The sequence below is a fragment of the Aeromonas sp. MR16 genome (assembly GCF_022549315.1).
Taxonomy (GTDB): domain Bacteria; phylum Pseudomonadota; class Gammaproteobacteria; order Enterobacterales; family Aeromonadaceae; genus Aeromonas; species Aeromonas aquatica.
In genome coordinates this window covers 37,036-61,749 of record NZ_JAKZFK010000001.1, presented here as the reverse complement: position 1 = coordinate 61,749, position 24,714 = coordinate 37,036, and the positions used below count along the sequence as shown (strand labels likewise).

Annotated in this window: 20 protein-coding genes; 2 read left to right on the top strand and 18 right to left on the bottom strand. The window is 60.8% G+C overall.

Annotated features, from left to right (window positions below; genetic code table 11):
- Positions 1 to 16 precede the first annotated feature (16 nt).
- A complete protein-coding gene (gene hypA / locus MM194_RS00250) occupies positions 17 to 358 on the top strand; it encodes a hydrogenase maturation nickel metallochaperone HypA (RefSeq protein WP_033130233.1) in 342 nt (113 codons plus the stop codon).
- On the opposite strand, the gene MM194_RS00245 is transcribed toward hypA, so the two are convergent.
- Entirely contained in the window at positions 336 to 674 is a 339-nt protein-coding gene (locus tag MM194_RS00245) for a hypothetical protein (protein WP_347006394.1), read from the bottom strand. The two genes, hypA and MM194_RS00245, sit on opposite strands and share 23 nt — an antisense overlap.
- On the opposite strand from MM194_RS00245, the gene hypB reads away from it, so the two are divergent.
- Positions 567 to 1,505 (top strand): hydrogenase nickel incorporation protein HypB, encoded by a 939-nt coding sequence (gene hypB / locus MM194_RS00240; protein ID WP_347006393.1) that lies wholly within the window; start codon positions 567 to 569, stop codon positions 1,503 to 1,505. The genes MM194_RS00245 and hypB overlap by 108 nt on opposite strands.
- 123 nt (positions 1,506 to 1,628) lie before the next feature.
- Here the strand turns inward: hypB and MM194_RS00235 are convergent, their stop codons facing one another.
- From MM194_RS00235 to tssM, 17 genes are all read right to left on the bottom strand, one after another.
- Positions 1,629 to 2,276 (bottom strand): ATP-binding cassette domain-containing protein, encoded by a 648-nt coding sequence (locus tag MM194_RS00235; RefSeq protein WP_241342255.1) that lies wholly within the window; start codon positions 2,274 to 2,276, stop codon positions 1,629 to 1,631.
- 302 nt (positions 2,277 to 2,578) lie between these two features.
- Positions 2,579 to 3,367, bottom strand: coding sequence for an ATP-binding cassette domain-containing protein (locus tag MM194_RS00230; protein ID WP_241342254.1), 789 nt, complete (start codon positions 3,365 to 3,367; stop codon positions 2,579 to 2,581).
- A 136-nt stretch (positions 3,368 to 3,503) separates the two neighbouring features.
- Positions 3,504 to 4,316, bottom strand: a complete 813-nt coding sequence (locus tag MM194_RS00225) for an ABC transporter permease (protein ID WP_241342253.1) — start codon at positions 4,314 to 4,316, stop codon at positions 3,504 to 3,506.
- Complete coding sequence (locus MM194_RS00220; RefSeq protein ID WP_033130228.1) at positions 4,306 to 5,316, bottom strand: ABC transporter permease; 1,011 nt, start codon at positions 5,314 to 5,316, stop codon at positions 4,306 to 4,308. The genes MM194_RS00225 and MM194_RS00220 overlap by 11 nt, the downstream gene beginning before the upstream one ends.
- Positions 5,301 to 6,881 (bottom strand): ABC transporter substrate-binding protein, encoded by a 1,581-nt coding sequence (locus MM194_RS00215; RefSeq protein WP_241342250.1) that lies wholly within the window; start codon positions 6,879 to 6,881, stop codon positions 5,301 to 5,303. Before MM194_RS00215 ends, MM194_RS00220 begins: the two co-directional genes overlap by 16 nt.
- A gap of 105 nt (positions 6,882 to 6,986) precedes the next feature.
- The gene (gene hybE, locus MM194_RS00210; RefSeq protein ID WP_241342249.1) at positions 6,987 to 7,520 is read right to left on the bottom strand and encodes a hydrogenase-2 assembly chaperone; all 534 of its coding nucleotides are present in this window, start codon (positions 7,518 to 7,520) and stop codon (positions 6,987 to 6,989) included.
- On the bottom strand, positions 7,502 to 8,032 hold the full coding sequence (locus MM194_RS00205; RefSeq protein WP_241342247.1) for a HyaD/HybD family hydrogenase maturation endopeptidase: 531 nt from the start codon (positions 8,030 to 8,032) through the stop codon (positions 7,502 to 7,504). The genes hybE and MM194_RS00205 overlap by 19 nt, the downstream gene beginning before the upstream one ends.
- On the bottom strand, positions 8,032 to 9,735 hold the full coding sequence (hybC, locus tag MM194_RS00200; RefSeq protein WP_241342245.1) for a hydrogenase 2 large subunit: 1,704 nt from the start codon (positions 9,733 to 9,735) through the stop codon (positions 8,032 to 8,034). Before hybC ends, MM194_RS00205 begins: the two co-directional genes overlap by 1 nt.
- Positions 9,732 to 10,919 (bottom strand): Ni/Fe-hydrogenase cytochrome b subunit, encoded by a 1,188-nt coding sequence (gene hybB, locus MM194_RS00195; RefSeq protein ID WP_033130223.1) that lies wholly within the window; start codon positions 10,917 to 10,919, stop codon positions 9,732 to 9,734. Before hybB ends, hybC begins: the two co-directional genes overlap by 4 nt.
- Positions 10,912 to 11,931: a hydrogenase 2 operon protein HybA gene (hybA, locus tag MM194_RS00190; RefSeq protein WP_033130222.1), complete on the bottom strand. Its 1,020-nt coding sequence runs from the start codon at positions 11,929 to 11,931 to the stop codon at positions 10,912 to 10,914. Before hybA ends, hybB begins: the two co-directional genes overlap by 8 nt.
- A gap of 2 nt (positions 11,932 to 11,933) precedes the next feature.
- A complete protein-coding gene (gene hybO, locus MM194_RS00185; protein WP_241342243.1) occupies positions 11,934 to 13,067 on the bottom strand; it encodes a hydrogenase 2 small subunit in 1,134 nt (377 codons plus the stop codon).
- Between the two features lie 649 nt (positions 13,068 to 13,716).
- Positions 13,717 to 14,427 (bottom strand): hypothetical protein, encoded by a 711-nt coding sequence (locus MM194_RS00180; protein ID WP_241342241.1) that lies wholly within the window; start codon positions 14,425 to 14,427, stop codon positions 13,717 to 13,719.
- On the bottom strand, positions 14,427 to 17,036 hold the full coding sequence (locus MM194_RS00175) for a glycoside hydrolase family 19 protein (protein WP_241342239.1): 2,610 nt from the start codon (positions 17,034 to 17,036) through the stop codon (positions 14,427 to 14,429). Before MM194_RS00175 ends, MM194_RS00180 begins: the two co-directional genes overlap by 1 nt.
- Positions 17,037 to 17,074: 38 nt before the next feature.
- A complete protein-coding gene (tssI, locus tag MM194_RS00170; RefSeq protein ID WP_241342237.1) occupies positions 17,075 to 19,123 on the bottom strand; it encodes a type VI secretion system tip protein TssI/VgrG in 2,049 nt (682 codons plus the stop codon).
- Between the two features lie 11 nt (positions 19,124 to 19,134).
- A complete protein-coding gene (locus MM194_RS00165) occupies positions 19,135 to 19,422 on the bottom strand; it encodes a type VI secretion system PAAR protein (protein ID WP_033130016.1) in 288 nt (95 codons plus the stop codon).
- 293 nt (positions 19,423 to 19,715) lie between these two features.
- The gene (locus MM194_RS00160) at positions 19,716 to 21,143 is read right to left on the bottom strand and encodes a VasL domain-containing protein (RefSeq protein ID WP_241342235.1); all 1,428 of its coding nucleotides are present in this window, start codon (positions 21,141 to 21,143) and stop codon (positions 19,716 to 19,718) included.
- 44 nt (positions 21,144 to 21,187) lie between these two features.
- Positions 21,188 to 24,679 (bottom strand): type VI secretion system membrane subunit TssM, encoded by a 3,492-nt coding sequence (gene tssM / locus MM194_RS00155; protein ID WP_241342233.1) that lies wholly within the window; start codon positions 24,677 to 24,679, stop codon positions 21,188 to 21,190.
- Positions 24,680 to 24,714 lie beyond the last annotated feature (35 nt).

Sequence of the window (24,714 nt, the reverse complement as noted above, 5' to 3'; positions counted from 1 at the left end):
CAAAGGAGCCCTGATCATGCACGAGATGTCCCTTGCCATGGCGGCCATCGATCTGGCGGCCGAGCAGGCCAGCCAGCGCGGCTTTACCAGAGTCACCGCACTCTGGCTGGAGGTCGGCAGTTTCTCCTGCGTCGACCCCGATACCATCGCCTTCTGCTTCGAGGCCGCCGCCAAAGGCACGGCCGTCGAGGGCGCCAGCTTGCATTTTCAGCACCAGGCCGCCGAGGGCTGGTGCTACGACTGCAGCAAGACGGTGACCCTCACCGAGCGCGGCCAGGCTTGCCCCCTGTGTGGCGGATACAAATTACGAGTCGCGCAGGGCGATAGCCTGCGCATCACCGACATCGAGGTAAGTTGATATGTGTAGCGTATGCGGATGCGGCCAGGCACGAATCGCCGGGCACGATCATGAACATGAACATGAACACCAGCACGAACACCAGCATCATGCCGAGCACGGCCACGATCACGACCATGAGCACGCTCATCGGCAGCCAGCGCCGCGCACCCTGATCATTCACCATCACTACCACCATCAGGGGGATGTCCATCACCACTACCACGGGGTGGGCACTGTGCAGGCCGGCCAGGCTCAAGGGCATCATCAGGCTCACTCCCACGATCACGCCGCCGACCATGAGCATCATCATGCTCACCCCCACGATCACGGCCATGAACATAAACATGAGCATGAGCATGAGCATGAGCACCATCATGCCCACTCCCATGATCACGGCCACGAGCACCATCATGCCCACTCCCATGACCACGAACACGCTCACGAGCATGGCCATGCCCATCAGCATGCGGATCTGCACTATGGCAAGGGCGCGGCGGGACTGTCGGTGCCGGGCATGGGCCAACGCCAGCTGATCGCCATCGAGATGGATGTGCTGGCCAAGAACAACAAGCTGGCGGTCCACAACCGGGAGCACTTCGACCAGGCCGGTCAGCTGGTGCTGAACCTGGTGTCGAGCCCGGGCTCGGGCAAGACCACCCTGCTGTGCGAGACCCTGCGCCGACTGGAGGGCCAGCGCTCCTGCGCCGTGATCGAGGGGGATCAGCAGACCAGTGCCGATGCGGATCGCATCCGGGCCACCGGGGTGCCCGCTATCCAGATCAACACCGGCAAGGGTTGCCACCTGGATGCCAAGATGGTGCACGACGCCTGCCACCAGCTGCCCGCCAATGAAGGGGGCATCCTCTTCATCGAGAACGTGGGCAACCTGGTCTGCCCGGCCGGCTTCGATCTCGGCGAGAAGTACAAGGTCGCCATCCTCTCGGTCACCGAGGGGGAGGAGAAGCCGCTGAAATACCCTGACATGTTTGCCGCCGCCCAGCTGATGATCATCAACAAGACGGATCTGCTGCCCCATGTCAGTTTCGACGTGGCGCGCTGCATCGAGAATGCCAAGCGGGTCAACCCCTACATCCAGGTGATCCAGCTCAGCGCCACCACCGGCGAGGGGATGGACGCCTGGCTCGACTGGCTCGCCAGCGCCTGAGGTTACGAGCGTCCGATTACGCTGCGCTAATCGAACCTACCGCCACCAAGGTGCCGGGAATGTTGATAACAAGAGAGGGAGGCTGATGCTCCCTCTCTTTTTTATTCTGACAGCAGAAGATGCTCAGGCTGCGTGATAGGTTAGCGTATTCCGCTGCTCTCCTTGCTCGCCAAAGCGGATGATTCGATGACACACCTGCTGTAGCAGCGCATGCTGGTGGCTGAACACCAGCATGCCGAGCCCCCGGGTATCGCATTCGCGCATCAGCTCTTGCCAGAGCTGGCGCTGGATGTGGGGATCGAGCTGGGCTGTCACCTCGTCGGCGATAAGCACGCGGGTGCGGGGATCGAGCGCCCGCAGCAGGGCGATGCGGGCCAGTTCACCGCCGGAGAGCTGAGACGGTTTTCTGGATAACCACTCGGGCTTGATCAGAAAGCGCGCCAGCGTGGCGTCATCGGGGCGCCAGACATCCCACAGCGACTGGCCGGTGCTGCGATAGGGATTGAAGCTGAGCTCAGGATGCTGGGGCACCAGTTGCACCGGGTTGTAACCCCGTGATGGCAAGGGAGTGCCATCGAGCAAGATCTTACTGCCTTCCCCCGGCTGCCCCCCTGCCGGTTGCCAGCCCGCCAGCACCCGCCCCAGGGTGGTCTTGCCATGGCCGCTCGGCGCCGAGAGACCGAGTCGCTCGCCCGCCTGGATAGTCAACGACAGCCCCTGCCAGAGGGGGCGTTCCCCTTGATGGAGGCTGAGATCCCGTACCTCGAACATCAGCAGACCTCCGGTGCAGAGAAGAGTGAATTGAACCCCGGCAGCGCCTGCCACCGAATACCCGTAGCCAGAGAGAAGGCCAAAGATTGCGACTCAATCATCAAGAAACCTCCGGCGTGCAAAAGAGTGAGTTGAACTCCGACAAGGCCTGCCACCGAATACCCGCAGCCTGACAAGCGATCCGTTCCAGCGACTCAATCATCAGGAGACCTCCGGTATCGCGAAGAATGAATTGCATTTCGGCAGCGCCTGACACCGACCTGCCGCAGCCAGAGAGAAGATCAGAGATTGCGATTCAGCCATCAGGAAACCTCTGAAGCCGCGAAGAGTGAGTTGAATTCCGGCAGCGCCTGCCAGTGGGCCCGCAGCATGGCGCTGCCCTGCCCCGCCCGCAGCTGCTGGCTGCTCAGGCTGTCGCTCACCCGCCCCTGATGGAGCGCGACTATGCGATCGGCGAAGCGAGCCGCCAGCGCCAGATCGTGGGTGACCCAGAGGATGCCGCTGCCCTCCCGGGCCAGCTCGCGCAGCTGGGTGAGCAGCTGGCAGGCCAGGGGTTGATCGAGCCAGGCGGTGATCTCGTCTGCCAAAATATATCGCGCCCCGCTGAGCGCGGCGGCGCAGGCCAGGATGCGTTTCGCCATGCCGCCGGAGAGCTGACGCGGGTAATGGGCGAGGGTTTGCACGGGCAATTGGTATCTCAGCAATTGCCGGCTGAGCTGCTCGTGGGAGCCGCTCTGGCCGCAGAGACGGGCGGCGCGGCCGAGCTGGCGCTCCACCGTCAGCAGGGGGTTGAGGGCACTCACCCCCTGCGGCACATGGCAGAGGGTATGGCCACGCAAGCGGGCCCGGCCCTCGTCACACAGGGCGGCACCATCGAGGGTGATGGTGCCGCCCATGCGCAGGTTGTCCGGCAGCAAGCTGAGGGCGCTTTGCAGCAACAGGCTCTTGCCCTCGCCGCTGCCCCCCACCAGCGCCACTATCTCGCCGGGAGCCAGCTGCAGGCTGACCTCGCTCAGCAACGGCTGCCAGCGACGGCGGCCAAGCCAGCTGTAGCGGGCCGCCTCTATGGTGACGTGCTCGAAGCTCAACATCGCTCATTGCTCCCAAACCAGAGCTGCTGCAGGGCGCGCGAGTAACCTGATCGAACAGCAGCGCCAGCGACAACATCATGAAACTGAGGAAGAGCGCCAGCCAGACTGCGCTGACGCCAGGTGGCGGTTTCAAATATCAGCATGGTTCACCCCCAAACCAGAGCTGCTGCAGGGCGCGGGTAGCCTGATCGAACAGCAATACCAGCAATAGCAACATCAGGCCGGGGAAGAGCGCCAGCCACCAGCCGCCCCCCGCCAGATAGCGCAGGGCATCGGCCAGCAGCAGCCCCAGCGACGCCTCGTGGGCCGCGAGACCAAACCCCAGAAAACTTAAGGCGGCGCTGTGCAGCACCGCATGGGGAAACATCAACAGGGTGCCGATAAACCACTGGGGCAAGAGGCCGGGCAGCAGATGAACACACCAACGCCGCAGCGGCCCCATGCCCTGGCAGCGAGCCAGCACCACATGGTCGCTGCAGGCGATCCGCCTCGCCTCGGTCCGCAGGATCAGCGCGAGCTTGGGCCAGTGGGTCAGCGCCACCGCCAGGATCACCCCGTGCATGCCGCCCCCCAGGGTGAAGCAGATGAGGATCAACAGCAGCATGTGGGGCAGCGCCAGCATGGCGTCGATGACCAGGCGCACCGCACTGTCGCATCTGGGATGCAGCAGCGAGAGGCTGGCGGCCAGCATGGCCAGCATGCCGCTGCAAAGCGCCGTGCTGACACCGAGATCCAGGCTGGTGAGGGTGCCCTGGAAGGCGCGCTGCCAGAGATCCCGCCCCATCTGATCGGTGCCGAACCAGTGCAACATGGAGGGGGCCTGATGGCGGGACAGCAGATCCATGGGCACGTCCTGAGCCGACAGGCTCCAGCCATAGCAGGCCAGCAGGATCAGGCAGGTCAACGCAAAACCGAGTCGCAGCAGCGAAGGCAGTGGATTAAACAGCATGACGCCCCTCCCAGCCCTGATTGATGCGGGCCAGCAACCCGCTTGCCATGCTGTTGCCCAAGAACACCAGCAGGGTGCAGAACAACACTATGCCCATCAGCAGGGGGATGTCACCGCGCAGCCCCGCATCCACGGTCGCCTGCCCCAGCCCCGGATAGGCGAATACCTTCTCCGCCAGCAGGGATCCACCGATAAGCTCGCCAAGGGAGGCAAATTGCAGGCAGAGGGCCGGGGTCAGGGCGTGGCGCAATACGTGAAAGCGCAGCATGGGCCAGCCGCCGTCCCCCTGAGCGCGGGCGTAGCGGATAAAGTCGCTGCCGAGCACCTCGGCCACCCGGCCCCGGGTATGCAGAGCGATGTTGCCCATCCCGAGCAGCGCCAGGGTGGTGATCGGCAGTATGAGGTGGCGCAGCCGCAAGGCCCAGTCCACCTGGTCCGCGCCGAGGCCCGGGGTCCAGGCGCAGCAGACCGGCAGCAGCGGCCAGTGCACCGCAAAGAGCGCGAGCAGCAGCAGGCCGACCCAGAAGGTGGGCAGGGAGGCGAGCAGGTAAGCCAGGCGGCAGATGAGCCTGTCCGGCCAGCGGTTGAGGTAGCGGCCGGCGAAAAGCCCCAGCAGCACACCGAGACTGCCGGACAGCAGCCAGGCCCCCGCCAGCAGCGCAAAAGAGGCGGCGAAACGGCTGCCGATCACCTCGGTGACAGGCGCGTTGTAGAGCATGGAGTAGCCGAGATCCCCCCGCAGCACCTGGCCGAACCAGTGCCAGTAACGCAGCCACAGCGGCTGATCCAGCCCCCAGCGGGCGGCGATCCTGGCGTATTGCTCGGGGGGCACGTGCAGCAGATCGTTGCCGATATAGGCCTTGATGGGATCGATGGGGGAGTAGCTCAGCAGCACGAAGCTGGCGAGCGACACCAGCGCGAGCAGCCCTGCCAGCCGCAGCAGGGCCTTTCCCAGCGCCTTGCCGGTCAGACTCAGGGGCGATCTTAGCGGCACGTCCACCGCCAATCCTGCAGGTTGTTCAACAGGGACCAGCTACCGTGGATTTCCGGCGCCCCCTTGCCGAGATCGACGCAGGCGTTGGCCAGATAGCTGTGCTGCACATTGAGCAACCAGGCCCAGGCCGCGTCCCCCTGCACCCCGGCGCCTGTCTTGCCATCCCACTCGACCTGTTGCCAGAACGGCACGGCCGCCTGCCAGTTCGGGGCATCCAGCGCCTGCTTGAGGTGGGCATCCACCGCGGCGTTGCGGTAGTAGCCGGGATTGTAGAACTCGACCCCGGCGGCGGCACTCTGATAGTGGTGATAGAGCTCCATGGGATCCAGGCTCCCCCAGCCCATCATCACCGGATTGGCGTGCATCTCCCGCTCCACCTGCTCCCAGCTGCCAGACTTCAGGCTTACCTCCAGACCGATGGGCTTGAGCATGGCGCGCACCGCTTCGGCCAGATCCCGCCGGGTGCTGTCACCGCTGGTGTACCAGAGGGTGAAGGCGGCGCGCCGGGAGCCCTTGTGGCGGATGCCGTCACTGCCCCGCTGCCAGCCAGCGGCTTCGAGCAGGGCATTGGCATGGGCGGGGTCCCCGTCCTTGAAGGCGCTGGCCGGGTTGTACCAGGGCAGCCCCTGCACCGCGCTGTAGGCGGGGATGGCATGCCCCTCCAGCAGTTGATCGGCCAGCAGCTGGCGATCGATGGCGTAGTTGATGGCGCGGCGCACCGCCACGTCCGAGGTTATGTCGTTGCCGACGGGGTTTCCCTTGGCATCCTTGCCGCCGGCGGGCGGGATGGGGAAGACGATGCCGCGGTTCTCCACGCTCGGGCGCACCCAGAGTTTGAGAGACGCCGGCACCGTCGGCGCCAGGGAGGGGGCGATGCGCACCACGTCGAGCTGGCCGCTCTGGGCGGCGGCATAGGCGCTCTCCTCGTCGATGAAGACGAACACCAGCCGCTTGAAATCGTTGTGCTCCCCGACGTAATAGGGGTTTTCCTCCACCACCAGCTGCTGGCCGGGCAGGAAGCTGCGCAGCCGGTAGGGGCCGGCGCCGACGGGCTGGCGGGCGTAGCGCTTGGGATCGTAATCCCGCTTCGACACTATGCCGAGGGATCCCAGCACGTTGACGAAGGTGCTCTGGGGGGCGCTCAAACTGATGGCCACCTCCAGCGGGGAGACCACCCGGGCGGCGACGAAGTTGCCCATGTCGATCTTGCCACCGCCCTTGGCGGCACTGTTGTAGGTGAAGGCCACATCCTCGGCATCGAGCGGCGCGCCGTTGGAGAACTTCAGGCTGGGCTTGAGGCGGATGAGCCAGCCCTTGCCATCCTCGCTCGGACTGACCGACTCGGTCAGCAGGTTCTGCCAGCTGAGATCGGCCCCCTGTTTGAGCAGCGGGCTGTGCAGCAGCAGGTAGCTGCCGTGGCTCCAGCCGAGCAGCGGATCGAAGCCTTCGGTGGGCTCGCTGCCGATGGCGAGCTTGAGCTCGGCGGGTATGGGCTGGGGGGCGGCGCTCTGCGCGCCAGCGCCCATCGAGAGGGCCAGCAGCACGGCGGCGCCAAGGGGTCGGATCGTCATCAATGTTCTCGTCTCTTGCTGCCACCCGGGAAGAAAAGTGGCCACCACTAAAAGCGAATGAGGGGCCTGATGGGCCCCATGTCTATCTTTGCCGGTGCCGGCAGGCTAGCGCTCTCTCGCGCCAAACAGCCGCCTGCGCCCCAGATCCACCGCCCCTGTGCCCTGTTGCAGCGGCAGGGAGTGCAGCATCCTGAGGGTGCTGGCCACCAGCGCCCTGCCCGTCTCGGCCTCCAGGTGCGGGTCGAGCGGCGACATCAGCGAGCAGGCGAGCATCTGGCCTATTTCGGGCAGCTCCCCCACCATGAAGGTCATGTCACCACAGGGCAGCTGCAGGGCGAAACGCTCGCCGCTGCCGCGCCTTGGCCAGCGCTGATCCGGCCCGGGCAGCACCACCACGCTCAGCATCCAGGGGGTGAGCACGCAGCCGAGCCACTGCTCTTCGAACAACACGCACTCGGCCACTATGGGCATGCCGGGGTGGTAGAAGGGCAGATCGGCCATCTGCTCACGGGCGATGCGCTCGTACTGGGCCACCAGCAGGGATGAGGGGTCGGTGGCAAAACCGGCTCGCTCCTGCGCTATTTCATGCGTCATTTCCAGCACAGTATCCTGCGTATCATTCAGATGGGGTTGCGCCATGCTGCCTCCCGCGCTCGTGCGGCTCTTTCCTGTTCGGAGAGGAGGATGGCCGGGCAACCGGCCTCGGCCAGCAGACGCAGGATCCGCGCCCTCGCCTCCCCCATCGCCGCCGCCACCACAGAGGTGAGGCCGATGCGGGGTTCGAGGGATTCGGGTTCGACCCCGATCAGGCTGAGCCGCTTGGGCGACTCCCCGGTCATGTGCAGCGCCGACAGCACGTCCGCCAGCCCGAGCTGATGGGGGGAGATCTTGCGGCCAAACAGGGTCGGGATCTCCTCGCCACTCAGGGTGACGACGGTGCCAGGCGGGTTGCCGCTGCGCACCGCGTCCACCAGTATGAGGTGGTCTCGGTTCGCCATCTCCTCGAGCAGCTCCATGCCAGCGGTGCCGCCATCAAGCAGGTCGATGCCGGGGGCGAAACGGTATTCGCGCTCCAGCGCCTCGACGATGCGCACCCCGACGGCCTCGTCGCTCAGCAGCAGGTTGCCGACCCCCAGGATCAAGGTGTTCATCACAGCACCTTCACCTGGGTCACTTCCCCGTTCTGGGTGTCCACCACGTGCACCGCGCAGGACATGCAGGGATCGAACGAGTGGATGGTGCGCACCACCTCGAGCGGCTTGGCGGGATCCGCCACCGGGGTGCCGACCAGCGCCTGCTCGTAGGGACCGGGCTCGTCGTTGAAGTTGCGCGGACCCGAGTTCCAGGTCGACGGCACCACCGCCTGATAGTTCTCGATCTTGCCGCCCTTGATGACGATCCAGTGGGAGAGCATGCCCCGCGGCGCCTCCTCGAAGCCCACCCCGCGAAACTCCTTGTCCGCCGGGATCTCGGCCTTGATGTAGGCGCTGAAGTCCCCCTTGCCGATGTTGTAGATGAGCGCCTGCCACTGGTGGGACAAGGTGTCTTTCAGCACGCAGCAGCGCACCGCCCGGCCTATGATGCGGCCCATGGTGGAGTGCAACTGCGCAGGTTTGATGGCCGATCCGGTCAGCGCCTGGTAGATGCCGTTGAGCTGATCGAAATGGGTCACAGTGCCCGGGTGCTTGGCCGCCAGCTTCACCAGCAAGTCGGCGAGCGGGCCCACTTCGACCACCTTGCCGTAGAAGGTGGGGGACTTGACCCAGGAGTACTTGCCATCATCCTGCCAGCCGGTGTAGTTCGGCTCCGTCTTGCCCTCCCAGGGCTTGAGCGGGGCATCGTCCTTGTACCAGGCGTGCTTGTTGCTCTCGGCGATGCCCTCCATCAGCCAGGCATCCTGGTGACTCTCGATGGGGCGGTAATTCGCCAGATCGCCGTTCTCGATGTAGCCACCCGGCATCAGGAAGCTGCCACCGTCGGCATCGGTGGGGAGCTCGGGCACGCTCAGATAGTGCTTGGCCCCCTGCCCCAGCGCCAGCCACTCGGGGTAGTGAGCGGCGATGATGGCGGCATCCACCTTGTAGACCTGCTCGATGAACTCGCCGAGCCGATCGATGAAGGTTTTCACATAGAGCAGCCGCTCGAGGTTGAGCACGCTGGGCGCATCCAGGTTGATGGGGTTGGCCACCCCGCCCACCGCCAGGTTCTGGATGTGGGGGGTCTTGCCCCCCAGGATGGCGACGATGCGGTTGGCATCGCGCTGGCACTCCAGGGCTTGCAGGTAGTGAGCCACGGCGATGAGGTTCACCTCCGGGCTCAGCTTCATCGCCTTGTGGCCCCAGTAGCCGTTGGCGAAGATGCCGAGCTGGCCGCTCGCCACCAGGGCGCGGATCTTCTCCTGCACCTTGGTCAGCTCCTCGGCGCTGTTGAGGGACCAGGTAGAGACCCCCTTGAGGATATCCGCCGCTTTTTGCGGGTTGGCCTCAAGGGCCGCCGTGATGTCCACCCAGTCCAGCGCGGAGAGCTGGTAGAAGTGGACTATGTGATCGTGGATGTTGTGGGCCGCGATGATGAGGTTGCGGATGAATTGCGCGTTGACCGGCACCTTGGCGCCGATGGCGTTCTCCACCGCCCGCACCGAGGCGATGGCGTGGATCGAGGTGCAGACCCCGCAGATGCGCTGCACTATCATCCAGGCGTCACGCGGATCGTTGCCCTTGAGGATCTCCTCCATGCCGCGCCACATGGTGCCGGATGACCAGGCCTTGGTGACGACGCCGCCGTCGATCTCGCAGTCGATGCGCAGGTGACCCTCGATACGGGTGATGGGGTCTATGGTGATACGTTGGCTCATACGTTGACTTTCCCTTGGGCCTGATAATCTTGGTGAACACGTTCAAGCGATGGCAGCACCGGCAACAGCCGGATCAGCAGCAGATAGGCACAGACCTCGATGGCAACGAAGCCAAGGGAGATCAGCACCTCTTCGGCACTGGGGAAGTAGTGATAGCCATTGCCTGGATTGAAGGCGAGCAGGGAGTAGTCCAGTCGCCAGAGGGCGGCGCCCAGCAGCATGCTGAGGGCCCCCAGGAACAACATGCGGGAATCCCGGCGGCTCTTGTCCCAATGGAACACCAGCAGCGGGAAGATCATCAGCGCGATCTCGCTCCAGAACATGACGGCGTAGCGGTTGAACTCGGAGAGGTACTCCGACTTGTCGTTGATGACGATCTCGGCGAAGCGCAGCGCCACAAACAGGATCAGGAAGATGTCGATCACCTGGGTCAGCTTGTAGAACAGCGGCTTCTCGTTGGGGCCGCGCCCCGCGAGCCCGGCTTGCACCAGGGAGCCTTCGAACACCACTATGGAGAAACCCATGATAAAGGCGGTCAGCAAGGAGAAGACCGGCAGCAGCTCATAGCTTTGCCAGAGCGGATGTATCTTCTCCCCCGCCACTATCATCAGGGAGCCCATGGAGGACTGGTGCATGGTGGGCAGCAGGGCCCCCAGCGCCAGGATGAAGAACATGACCTTGTTGATCCGCGCAAGGGAGACCTTCCAGCCGAACTTCTCCATCAGCACGGGGGCAAACTCCAGCGCCATGACCCCGATGTAGATGGTCATGCAGACCGCCGTCTCGAACAGCACCGAGGAGGTGTTGAAGAAACCCGGAATGTAGAAGTAAGGCAGGTTCCAGTAACGGCCCACGTCTATGGTGATGGAGAGACCGCCGAGGGAATAGCCAAACAGGCTGGCCAAGAGCGCCGGTCGCACCAGGGGGTGATATTCGCCCTTGTTGAAGACGTAGACGGCCCAGGCCAGGGCCCAGCCACCGCAGGCAAACCCTGTCCCGATCAGCAGATCAAACGAGATCCAGAGCCCCCAGGGGTAGCCGCCGTTCAAGTCCGTCACCGAGCCCAACCCGAAGATGAGACGCTTCAAGATCAGGATGCCGCACAGGACGACGAAAGGCGCCAGCACGATGACCGGCCAGCTGACCAGCTTGCCGCCGAGCGGACGGGCTTTATGTTCACTCATGGTCGTCGCCTCCCTTCTCTTTTCCTTGCCCAGGCTCCTGGTCATGATCCTGTTCGTGTTTCTTGGCATTGCGCCGGATCAGCACGGAGAGACCAGTCAGCACCACCAGAGGCAGCACCATCCCCTTGTAGAGGGTGTGCTGGATGTGCTCGGAGCGGGCGCCGGAGGAGAGCTCCGGCAAGTCCGGCATGTCGAGCTTGGTATAAGGCACCCCGGCCAGCACCAGCACCTGGGTGCCGCCCCCCTCCTTCTCGCCATAGACATAGGGCTGATAGCTCGGCACCTGGTGGCGATAGGGATCGTTGGCGGTGAGCGTCTGGCGCGGGTAGACGTACTCGCTGCCGGGGGTCGCCAGCAGACGGCGCCTGGCCTCGGCCATCAGATCCTCGCGGGTACCGAAGATGACGGCGCCGGTGGGACAGACCTCGACACAGCCGGGCAGCTTGCCCTGATCGATGCGCGCAAGCCCCTTCTGGTTGCACAGCTCGCACTTGTGAATGGCGCCGAGCGGGTTGTCGTAGTCGTACTTGGGCACGTCGAACGGGCAGCCCACCATGCAGTAGCGGCATCCGGTGCAGACATCCGGGTCGTAGTGAACTATGCCGGTCTTGGGATCCTTCTTGAGGGCCTGCACCGGACAGACCGAGACGCAGTTGGGATCGACGCAGTGCATGCACTGCTTCTTGATGTAGGCATAGCCATCCACCAGCTGATCCTTGCGCTCCCCCGTTCCGCTCTTCCACACCTGAATGATGTTGTTGGTGTAGGGCGTCAGTTTGTCGTTGTTGGACCAGGTCTGCTCACCGGCCGGACTGGCCGGGTTGCCGTTGAGCCGCTGACACTCGGCCACGCAGGCCTGGCAGCCGACGCAGAGGGTGGAGTCGTAGAGCATGCCCAGCGACCCGGGAATGGGCGGCTTGTTCTTGGCCGCCGCCAGCGCCGTACCCGGCACAGTGGTGCCCGCCGCCAGCGCACCGACGGAGGCAAATTTCAGGAAGTTGCGTCTGTTCACGGTCACTCCTCCCGTGATGGGTGCTGCCCGTCTTCGTGGCGTTTCTGCTGGCGACCGAGTTCACGCACCGTCATCAGGCTGACCCCCGCCAGCGCCCCGAGGGCGCCGCCGATGAGGCCGGTGGCCGTGGGCGACACATGCCCCCCCTCCTGGATGGCCACGTCGGGTTTCTCTACTCGCGGGGTGGGATTCTCCACCTTGGCGAGCTGGAAGATCCCCTTGCTAAAACCGACCCCCTGCTCGTTGCAGCCGTAGCAAGGGTGACCGATCCCAACCGGCCAGATGCCGCCGCCCACGTCGCAGAACTCCAGGGTCGAGCAGTTGCCGTAGGTCTCGGGCCCCTTGCAGCCAAGATGGTAGAGACACCAGCCCTGACGGTGGCCCTCGTCGCCAAACTCCTTGGCGAAGCGGCCGGCATCGAAGTGCGGGCGACGCTCGCAGTTCTCGTGGATGAGCCGCTCATAGGCAAACAACGGCCGCTTCTTGGCATCCAGCGCCGGCAACTTGCCGTAGGTAATGTAGTAGGCGACCGTGGTGAGGAAGTTATGGGGGTTCGGCGGGCAGCCGGGAATATTGATGAGAGGGGTGCCGATATTGCCGAGCGCCTCTTCCAGGCTGACGGCCCCGGTGGGATTGCTGCCGCTGGCGGGCACCCCGCCCCAGGCGGAGCAGGATCCGATGGCGATGACGGCGGCCGCATCGGCAGCCGCACGGCGGATGTGATCGACGATGGGCTCGCCGGCCACCATGCAGTAGACACCCCCATCCTTGAGCGGAATGGAGCCATCCACCACCAGCACATACTTGCCTTTATAACGTTCGATGGCGTTGTGCTTGTTCTCTTCCGCCTGATGACCAAAGGCCGCCGAGAGTACCTCGTGATACTCCAGCGAGATGGTATTGAGGATCAGGTTCTCGATGGTGGGGTGGGTGGCGCGCAGCAGCGACTCGGTACAACCGGTACACTCCTGCGCCCCTATCCAGATCACCGGAGGCCGCTCGGGACTGGTGAGCGCGGTGGCCATCTTGGCCACTGCATTCTGGCTTAACCCCAGGGTTGCGGCCATCCCGGCGCACAATTTCATAAAATCACGGCGATTAATTCCATGAGCCGATAAAAATGTATCCTCGACCATTCTTTTTATTCCCGTCAGTGAGCATTGTTTGACAAATGCTTAATGGCGGGAATGCTATGCCTCCCCCTCGCTCTGTATGTTGATCTTTATCAAGTCACCACACTTTAATGTGCTCGATAACTAGTGGAGTGAAAATAAAAAGCTATATATAACATACACTTATTGCCTTCATTATCACGACGCAAATACCTACAAAGAGGCATTTCAAGATCCAGTGCAATTAAAATCATATAAATTACCCCCCCATTTCAGCCATGCTTTAAAGAAAATGATAGCGTTGTCACAAAATTTATTCTCTGACCCTGTTAACCCTGCAATTCATCTCTGCAAATGGGCGTTGCAGCACACATAGCACCATCACTCCGCTCTTCATCTATTGCCAAAACAGAAATAAATTAATCAAACGCGGTACTTTAATAGCCAGCTCAAGGGCTACAGAAAGTGGCTGAATCACCAGCAGGAACGCTTGCATCTCGCACGAAACCCACCCTCGTTGTACAGACCAGACTGGCCACCCGCCAGAAACATGCCATCAAATCAAAGACTCGGAAAAGCGGCGATCACGCCTTCGCGTTTGATGGCGACAAAAGAAAACACCGGCTGAGGCCGGTGTTAAGTGATCACTATATCAGTGCAGACTATTTGTCCATTAACAGCTTCCCGTTAGAGAACAAGGCATCCAGCCAGAATACTCTCTCCCCTTCGCTGACTTATAGATAATATAATCCCAACCTGACTCATGTTTCTCCCTCAGAACAATATCACCTTCAACAAGGTAAGATTTGGTTCTATTAATTGGTAATGGTTCTGGGAAAAAATGACTCTTTCCTGTTATTGTCAGTCTTACATCATGTCCTTTCATCCATGCTTCGAATTCAGGTTTGGATACAGCTTTTATAATATTTTCCTTCTCGCTGTAAGGGAAAACGTAGGGAATGCTATTAGCTCCATTAGGATTTATAATATCCCCACCTGAACCAAAGTAAGATGTCAGTTTATCATCCTTCATCAACTTCCCATTAAGATAAGAAAAAACAACAACATTAAAATAATTATACCAATTCATTCCTGTGTCTGAGTCTATTTGAGACTGCTGAATAACGAAATATCTCGCCCCTAATGTTTCTGTATTTAAATAGAAGCCATCGTGAATCTTTCCTTTGGAGGATAGATAAGGAAGGTAGTCAACAAAATACCGCTTCCCATGTTTATCATCAAAGAAGATTGCGATAACGTCATCCCCGATAGTTTCATCAATTTTGTCTACAAAGAGAAGCTTTCCTTCATTACCTTGAATCGATGTTTCTGACTGTACACAAAATGAAAAAGACAATAAAAACAGAAAAAATAAAACAGGCATCAATTACACTCCCCATATAATCTAACATGAAGCTCTCTTGCTTCCGCTGTAAATTCAATGCGCTCATCAAGACCTTTTAGACCAGGGTTTATTATTTTTGTAACCTTCTTTACTTTATCTACATACCCTAGGTTATTATCTGCTATTAACCCTAGGTTGTTTGTGCTCCAGAACCAAAAACCAGATAAGACTATGGATGACATATCAGTCTCAACCAGCTCAGGGTTGGAATATATATTCAGCCCTGTCGCAAGAGCACATAATCTATAGTTTTCCGCATGAGTTAAATGCAACAATCCACGTCCTCGGTAATCTTTCCCAGGAAATTCATTACTTCCAAATGAATGTTCTCCATATCCAGAGTCATTATTTAAAAGATGGCGCCTTATATAATCCATCTTCTCTTCTCGAGATAGGGACAAACCTTTTCGTGCAAAACCATTATTTATGGCAGTTGGCGCCATAGCATATAAAGACTCAGCGGTGTAGCTCCTATAAACCAAGGACTCTCTGAATGCAGTAAATCTTTTTGTCTCATGTTTCCCTTGCCCGAGTAAGTTGATTACCTGCTCACAAGAATTAACCTCATATTTGGCTGCATTATGATTCCATGTGGCAATGAAATCATTAAGACGAGAATCAGAAACAGATGATGGAGTAAAGCTTCTCATAAACTCAAAAGACAGAGATATATCTTTTCGACATTTCTTGCATTTATTAGAGGTCAAAACCATAGGCTCTACCAACCCCATCATCCCTGCCGGATGAATAAACCAAGGCTTGGTATCACCCACCACAGCAGCAGCCTCTTCTATCCAGGCCATCTTATTGGTGACTTCCAGTACGTATTTGCATAGGTTGGGCATATTTTTCAGCTCTTGCTCGAGCCTTGGCCACGTATTGCGCTTTACCCATTCACTTTCGTGCTTGATAAACAGCTTTCGCACTTTGTCTGCAACCATTTTCTCAGCCATCGCCGCCCTGATTTCATCGGCACTGATACTGCCATCGCCATCCCGATCTGTCACCAGCTCTTCGTAAAGGGAGCTGAAAAAGTCTCCCCCCTCCTTGCCATCAGTGTCAGCCTTATCCAGGAATCCGTCGGGATCCGAGCCGCCATCAACTAACGTCACGCCCAGCCTGGCCCACTCATGTTGGCTAACCAATTGGGTATCACCACTGATAAGGACATGCTGATCTTCGGCCACCTTCACAAATGTGTCGGCACCATGAGGCACGATATCCTGAGTATTTATCGGTTTGGGAGCCTCCAGCGGGCCAAAGGCTCCCACCTTGCTGTAACCGACTTTATTATTCTCCTTGGTCAACTTATAAGTGTCTGCCAGCTCCCCCTCTTTGAGCAGCAAATACTCTTGTCCTTTGACCAACTTCCCTTCATTGCTGATGCATTTACCAAGAGCCTCCTTGTCACTCTCTGCGACAAATATCTCCATATGTATTGCTTTACGATCTTCATTGAGAACAAAACCATTGCCCGTCGGTTTCGGTGTTTCATGCTCTCCCCAATGCCCGACCACCTCGCCGGCCTTGACCGAGATGGGATTGGGATGTCGCAGCTCCACTTTGTCATAAACGATGGGGGTATGCCGAACGGCTTCACTGGGCTGGCCCAACATCTCTTTGGCAACCCAATAACGATCACCTTTCGAGGCATTGGGTACAACATTCCCTTTACCATCGGTCAGCTTGCCTTGGGCAACCTCCCAGACCTCAATCTCGAGATACTCTTTCATATTGGAAAATACGATTGGCTGAGTTGTGGTTCGTGCGACTTTGCTCGTTTTTGGCAATCCCGCAGTCACAGCTTCACCCTGATCTTTACTTTTACGCAGATAGCTGTTGCGACTGACCGGATAGAGACAAGGAATATCTTGCTTGGCCATCATCCAATCGGGCTCAATCTTGCGTTCTTCCTTGATAAATTGTGAAGCCACATAAAACGCTGACGGATCATCGCCCTTTGGAGTCGCATAGCTGACTAGCTGGTAAGAATAAGGTTCATTATTCAGATTCATCCGCTCTGATGGAGCTCCAATCAAGGTAACTTCAGCCCCTTTGCGAGCCGTACCGAGCTTGTCCTCTTTCTGAAACTGCAGACTTGCAGTGGCCTTATATATAGCGACACCGCTCCCTGTCAGCACATGACGGTCTGGCTCACCCTGATAAGCGTTTTTGCAGGCAATATGCATATAGAGGCAATAAAAGGTCAGAGCATTTCGCTTTAGCTGCTGCTGTCCGGAAATCTCTTCTGTAGCTTCATAGTCATGACGGATCAGACAAAATGAAGGGGAGGTATGCAGGGTAATTGCCTCACCTGGTTTCCCCTCCTCCGACTCCAGCTTCACAGCTGCTGGCGCAGAGGCGATACGGTAGGCCACTATCTCTCCATCGGCAATAGCTCGTACGGCGCCCCCTGGATGCCAACCTCCCTTGTCGCTTAAATGAATGCCGCCATGCCAGATACGGTTGCCGCCAAGCAGGAAGGTGCCACCCGGCTCACCATTGAGCTTGCCGATAAATTCTTCAAGTGAGGCAACCTCTTTGGGAGCGTCACCGCCCCCCACTTGCATTGGATATAAGATTTTCATCTTCTTCTTTTCACTCGTAATCGTACGAACTATGGCCCTTAGCGGGATGGAACAAAGAAGGTCTGCGCAGGCCCTTGCTCCTTGAGCAGCGCCTCCATCGCCTTCTCGGTGGGAATGGCTTTGAGCAGCTCTACCGCATCGGGCGCCTTGACCACTTCCACCGCCTTGGGAACGATCGGAGCCTTGCCTGCCCAGCCAGAACCGGAACCCGCGCTGCCACCGGCGTTGAGCTTGATGGCGGGGCCGACCAGCTTGATGCCGCTCGGATCCACTTTCACGAAGCTGCCACCGCCCTTGAGGGTGATCTCGGCCCCCGCCTCCAGCACCAGCTTGTCCCCCACCTTGATATGCACCTCCTGCCCGGCCTGTACCAGCAGGGATTGCCCCAGCTTCTGGTGCAGGGAGGCATCCACTGTGAGCGAGTAATCGGCTTTGATATGATCCCGCTTCTCGCCGTTCACGGTGAGGTGGTCATTGGCCTTGATGCGGGTCACCCGCTCATTGTCGATGTCCCTGTGCTCGTCATGCTTGATGTGCCAGGCCGCATCATTCTCGATGAGTACGTTCAGGTCTTTCTGACCGTGGATATAGATCTCTTCCTGGCCCGCCTGGTCTTCGAAGCGCAACTCGTTGAAACCTTCCCCCTGATGGGTCTCGGTGCGCAGCACGGTGCGGGTCTTGTTGGCCGGCAGCTCATAGGGAGGTCTGTTGGTGGCGTGGAAGGTGCGACCGGTGACGATGGGCTGGTCCGGGTCTCCTTCAAGAAATGAAACGATGACTTCATGGCCGATACGCGGGATGGCCATCATGCCGTACTGTCCGCCGGCCCAGCCCTGACTGACCCGTACCCAGCAGGAGCTCTGATCGTTGCTCGAACCGTAGCGGTCCCAGGGAAATTGCAGCTTCACTCGGCCGTGCTCGTCGCAGTAGATTTCTTCGCCCTCCGGCCCCACCACTATGGCGATTTGCGGGCCGTCCACCATGGGTTTGGTCGGCGCCTCCGGGCTGCCGATGCGGGCGCGCCAGGTAGTTGCGGCTTTGACCACCCCAAACTCGTTGTGGTAGACGGTGGGACCGCTGCCCCCTTCCTCCTCCAGCGCCTGGGGCTGCGAGCCGGTGTGGCTGATGCGCACCACCTGCCAGTCGGTGTTCAAGCTGCCGTTCGGGTGTTCGATCAGCGAGAACGTCTGACCCGGCAGCAGGGCCGCGCAGTTGGACTTAGCCAAGCCAGTCACCGCATCGCTTCGCAGCGCATCGAGTCTGTGTTGGGCAAACGCCTTGCCGCTGCCGTCCTGCTTGTAGCGACCCGGGTAGTCGAAGTGCTGGTAGCTGCCCCGCTGATGGGCAAGCTCGGTGCCGAGCTTTTTATGAGAGAGCCCATAAGCCGGGGTCTTGAAGCTGTAGTCTTTCAGCTCCACATCGCTGGGGCGCACCGCCTCGCGGTAATGGAGCTGGCGCACATAGGGGCCTTGCTCCAGCGAGCGGTTGCCGAGGTTGAAGAACAGCTCGGGGCCGGCGGTTAATGCCGCCGCGTCGTCGGCAAAGACAATACGATGCTTGCCAGCTTCGAACTCGTGGAAGTAGAAGAGCCCCTCTTCGGCGGCGAGGCGGTTTAGGAATTCAAGGTCCGTCTCACGGTACTGGACGCAGTATTCGCGCTGGGCATGCTCATTTTTCAGCGCAAAGGCGTAGTCGGTGATGCCGTGCTCTTGCAGCAGGATGGAGAGGATCTCGTCGGGCTTCTGGGCCTGGAAGATGCGGGAGTTCTGGCGAAGGGAGAGCCGCCACAGGGCGGGTTTCACATCAAGACTGTAACGGGTGCGGCGAAAGCCACTGTCCCCTTGAGCAAAGTCGCTCACCACACCGCACACCCGCCGTTGCAGCTCGCCCTGGTACCACACCAGCAGCTCGCAGGGCTGGTCCAGCACGGCGCCAAAGTCGATGTCCGGCTGGGGGCTGGCCAGCTCCAGTCGCAGCTGGAAGGGACCGTTCAACGCCTCTTCCAGCATGAACTCGGCCACTACTAAGGTGCTCTCGGGCAAGGCCCCCACCTTGACGGTAAATTGTAATCCTGTGCTATCTGCCATGAAGGGGTTCCTTATCCTGCCTGCCCGCTGCCCGAGCCAATCACCACGCCACCGCAGCCGATGGCGGTGCCGGTCACGGCGATGGGCTTGCCGTTCACCAGCACCGAGCCGACGCCCCCCGAGATGCTGCGCGGATGGGGGGGATTGTTGGGTTTGACGTGGGGTGCCAGGGGGTCACCCTGACGGGCCACCGGTTTGCCATCGAGGAAGACATTTGGGCTGGCGGCAATCACCGGGGAGGGGTGGAAGCCGTCGTGATCGGTGCCTATGTCACCGAGCAATGCAATAGTGGGGCACATCTGAATTCTCCATGTGGGCAAAGAGGTTGCCTTGACGCATCCCTCTGCCATGGCCCGGGCCCACCTAGGTGAGCCTGAGCCGAGGAACAGCTCGAGAGGCTACTCAGCAGCCTCCATGCCAACGCCATGAATTAATAAACCTCTTTTAAATCATCGCATTACCTTTAGCCTTTCGGACCTTGGCAGATCAGGCTGCAACAACTTGCCCATAGCAGCATAAACGACATAAAAATCATGCCTAATGCAGCTTATTTATCTGCCATTTGCGCAATTTGTTGCGCGGGTCGGCACGATCACCCACCCCCGTTGCCCTGCTGCAATTGATAGAGACGGACATTGAGCGCCTTCAGGTCGTTCTCCAACCCCTTGAGATCCGCCGCCGTGATGGGCTCCTGGGCTGCCTTGCGCGCCTCGAGCTCACTCAGGCGCAGGCTGAACGGGATGTTCTGCATCAGGTTTTTCTGCACCTCGTAGAGCTGGGACTTGAGGTAGGAGATGGTCACCGTCTTGCGTTGACGCTCCAGCTCCAGCAACTGATCGAGCAGGGCATCCACTCCGGCACGGGCATCCAGATAGGTCGGCACGCCGATGGCATCTCCCTGCTGACCGGCCAGCGCCGTCTGCCACTGCTTGTCCAGCGCCTTGACCGCCAGTGAATCGGGATAGAGCATCTGCAGCGAGCTGCGCAACCCCTCCCCATAGCGATACCAGTAGAGCGGCGAGGTCTGCTCCAGCCGGGCAAGCTGGCTCTGATAGCGCGCCACCAGCTCGCTCTCCATCCCCTGCAGGGCCTGCTCCCCCAGCACGATGCGCGCCTGGCGGATGTCGTCATAACTGAGCGCCTGCGGCAACGCGGTGGCCGGCTGCTGCAGGCGCTGGGCGGCCAGCAGCTTCGCCTCTTGCTGATGTTGCCAGCCAAACCAGGCCACCACCGGCAGGGCGCAGCTGAGCAGGCCGCAGCCAAACCAGAACCAGGCGGGGCGCTGCTTTCTGTGCTGCTCAATCTTGAGCACCGTCGGTTTGACCTGCCCCTTCTCGCGACCGATCAGTATGCTGCCCTGGGGCAGATGCGGCGTGGCCGAAGCAGAGGTGGCGCCGTCCTGATCCATGTCGGCCTTGAAGAACACCATGGGGGGGATCTGCAACTCCTCTTTGAGACCCGGCTCATCGGAGACGATGACGATCTCGGCCTCATCGAACAGATGGGTGTAGCCCTCGATGAAGTGCACCAGGTTTTCGACCCGGGGAATGCGGCTCAAGCCCGCATTGTGCAGCTTCTCGTTGATGAGCTGCAGCGCCCGCTCACAGCGGTAGACCAGACGCTTGTCCTCGTGGCTGATGGGGTACTGGCGAATGACGTCACTGATGCGGGCGATGAACCAGTCCAGCATCTCGATGCGGGCCCGCTCCTGCTGTACCGGCGGCCAGAAGCTCTCCCACTGGGTCACGATGAGGTTCGCCAGAAACTCGCCCCCTTCGGTGAAGCCGCTCAAGCCCTGCAGGCGAGAGCGCGCCAGGGTGAAGTAGATGGCGGTCTGCAGATCCACCCCGTGTTTTTCGAAGATCTGGCTGGCGAGCTGATGGATCCTGTGCCAGTCCACCTCGGGACGGGAGGCATGGCTGAGCTTGTTGATCTCCGCACGCAGCGCCTCGTATTCCGGCAACATCCTGGGGTCACGCCCCACTTTCAGTGCCTGCTGGCCTTGCTGGTTGTTTGACATAGCAGCTTCCAAAACGGCGGGGGCAAGCGATGCCCCCGGCTTCATCAATAAAGGGATTCAGGCAATCTGAACTGACTGAACAGGCCGCCGGTGAAGGGGTTTTGCGCGCTGTCGGTGTAGACGCGATAGGTCATGGAGCCTTGATCGACCGGGAAGCGCACATCGAAGGTCGCCTCGTTGACCTGGGTCAGTTCTCCCTTGTCCATCAGCCGGAACATGGCCCAGGGGCCGACGAAGCCTTCGCTGCGCGGGGAGCGCTCGCGGGCAGCCGGCACCAGGGTTATCTTGCTCTCGGCCCCGTCGCGCATGGTGTTGGGCCACACCAGCGGGATCTTGGTGCGTCGGCCGTGGGCGTATTCCAGCAGCTGGCCGTCCAGGTTCAGCACGCTGCGCCGCTTGTTGGCGGTGAGTTCGATGGGCTCGAGGGCAAACTGCACCTCCAGATTGCCCTGCTGACTGAAGAAGATCTGACGGATGCGGGCGGCCCGCTCCAGCTGTTTAAGCAGCTCGTTCTGAATGGGGGAACTGAGCTCCCCCTCCATCAGGCCGCTCTCCACCATGGGCTTGAGGTTGACCTGGTAGAAGCTGTCCAGGGTCCCACCCGGCGCGAAGAAGCGCTCCATCTCGGACAGCGGCACGTCCTTGGTCGAACCCGGTTCGAACGGATAACGACCCGCCAGCTGGCTGTTGAAGGGGGCCAGCACCTTGTCCTGCCACTCCTGATTGAGGGAGGACATGGCGAGATCCACCACCAGCCGCGAGCTCTGCTCGGAGAGCTGCCCCACCCAGCGATCCAGCGGCGCCGGCAGGCCGCGGGCGTACTGCTGCAACGCAAACACCGGGTCGGCGTACTTGTTGGTCAGCCGCAGTTGTACTGCTTTCAAGGCAGACTGGCCCGGCTCGGTGGCGTTGACGATGAGCTCCAGATAGTGCTGCAGCTCCACCAGCTTCTGGTTCACCTCCTGGACGAGGGGACCCTGCTCACCACGACCGGCCAGCGCCGCGTTGGTGGCCATAAAGGGACGGCCGATGCGGGCCGTGATGGCCTGGGCCGGATCCCCTTCCACATCGGAGATCTTGCGGATGCGGGTGTTGTCGTCGAGGGCTGCCAGCACCCGCTGGAACGGTTGATCGTTGCCCGTGATGGCGGTCAGCACGTCCAGCGCCTGCTCGGGGCTCTCCAGGGTCTGCACGTCCAGGTTGGTCAGCAGGTTCTGCCACTGGTTGACGTAATCGGTGACATAACGCTCATTGACCTGGCGGGTGATCTCCTTGCGATCCGCTTCACTCAGCTGACTCAGCTTGCGCTGGCCCAGCACCCAGGCATCCATGGCAGTAAGATCGATCAGTGCCTTGTCCTGTTTGAGGAAGAAATCGCTGAAACCTGGCCAGGTCAGCAGGCGCGGCACCTGTCCCGCCTGGTCGCTGCGCAGGGTGAAGACGGTGTCGAAGGTCGGCCCCACCTCGTCGCGCACGTTGAGATCCGGCGGCAACACCTCCCCCGCCTTCACCACCAGGTTCTGGTAGACCCGCTGGTACATGGGCAACTTGCCCAGCTCGCGCTGGGCGCCGTACACCGGCTCCTTGAAGGGCACGAAGGCGGTGATGGCCCCCTGATCCCGCGCCGCCCTGGCCCCATACCAGTCGGTGTGAGCCAGGGCATAGTCGAGGTGCCCCATCAACTGCTCCTGCACCGGCCCCTGGCCCGGGAAGGCCTTCTGCCAGCGGCTCGCCATGTATTGCGCCACCAGCTCCTTGTTGCGGCCGGAGGCATCGTCCAGCATCCGCATTACCCGCAGGATGGCGAGCTTCTCCTCGCTGCCAGCCGGCGCCCGCTCGAGATCATTCAGCAGCCCCTGCATCTGGGCGGGCAGGAAGCGCAGACTCAGCAGTTGCAGGTAGGAGCCTTCCACATAGGGGCCGATCTCGTCCCCCTGATAGAGGCCGAGATCCGCCACCAGCGGGGTACGCTCGCGGTAGTTGCCAAAGGAGAGGGTCGCCTCGCGAATCAGGTTCAGGCGCGGCAACTGGCTCACCCCGAAGGCGTGATCATCGGTCAGCTCCCGGGTACTGGTGAAGGCCTGGGCCTTGGTCAGCACGTTGCGACCGGCCTCCTCATTGACCCGGTAGAAATGGTGCCAACCACCGATGAGGGCCGCCGAGAACAGGGACAGGCAACCCAGCCCTATGGTCATGCGACGACGGCGATAGAGGGTGTGCAGCCGGTTCTCCCCGGCCAGATGGGCCTCGGGAAAGATGATGCCGGAGAACAGCTTGCGCACGAAATAGGTGTTGGACTCCCCGCGCAGGGCCGAGTGGATGGGTTCCGGCAGGTTGTAGCGGCGGGAGGCCGCCTGGGCGAACGCATCGAACGGCACCCCCTGCTGATAGACGGAGCTGATGTAGACACCGCGCACCAGCAGCGGCTTGCTCTCCTCTATGGCCAGGGTTTCGTCGAGCAGGCTGGTCACATAATCCTTGAGGCCCGCCAGTTGGCGCACGAAGGAGAACAGGGCGCTGCGCTGACCGGCATCGAGGCGGGCCAGCATCATTTCGGGCAGGTTCTGGTTGAGGTTGTCCACCCACTGATCCCAGAACCGGGTCAGCTCCTGCTGCCAGCCGTTGCCATCGGTCGGGTTGAAGGTCACCCCCAGCACGGCCTCGCGGGCCTCCTTGTCGAGCTGCTCGTATACCACGTCGAAGCCGCGCAGCAGATCCAGCTTGGTGAAGGTGACATAGAGCGGCAACCGGGTGTTCATGGTGGCTGACACCTCCTGCAGGCGCGCGCGCATCAGCTGGGCATAGGCCTTGCGTTCGGCCACGCTGGCGTGGGAGAGCCAGGCCAAGTCCACCGTCAACACCAGGCCGTTGAGAGGCTGGCGGCGACGGTGCTCGCTGAGCCAGTTCAGCAGATGCAGCCAGAGCCGCTCGTGCTTGCGCGCCAGCGGATCCAGCTCGGGTTCGGACTGGGACAAGAGCTCGCCGGCGGGATCCAGCATCACCGCCTGCTCCCCCAGCCAGCAGTCGATCAGCTGATCCTGCGCCAGATCCCTGAGCTCGGTATCCAGCCTGGGATTAAGCTTGTTGGCCGGGTTGGCGCGGTGGATCAGGCTGCTCTTGCCGCTGCCGGGCAGGCCCAGCACCAGATACCAGGGCATGGCGTAGAGCGCCCCTTTGCCGAGGTGCTCGTCGAGGGCCTGCAACCAGCGATTGAGGAACAGCGCCTGCCGATCGAGCAGCCCCTTCACCGGATCCTGCTCCAGCACGACCTCGTGCTGGCGCTCGGCCTTGAGTTGCTGCATCTTGCGCCACATCCGCCAGGAGAGCCCCCCCAGCAGCAGCCAGAGCCACAGCAGGGTGAACACCACTCGACCCCATAGCGGCTCGAACGGCTTGGCATCCCGGATCGCGAGGCGAGGACCGAGCCACCACACCAGGATCAGGGCGACAACCCAGAGCACGGCACCGAGCAGGGGCCAGGAGGGTTTCAATTTCGGCAGCTGTTGCCGTAAAAAGGTAAAAATGGTTTTGAACATAAAATGTGATCCAGCTCCGACTCAATGACTCATTT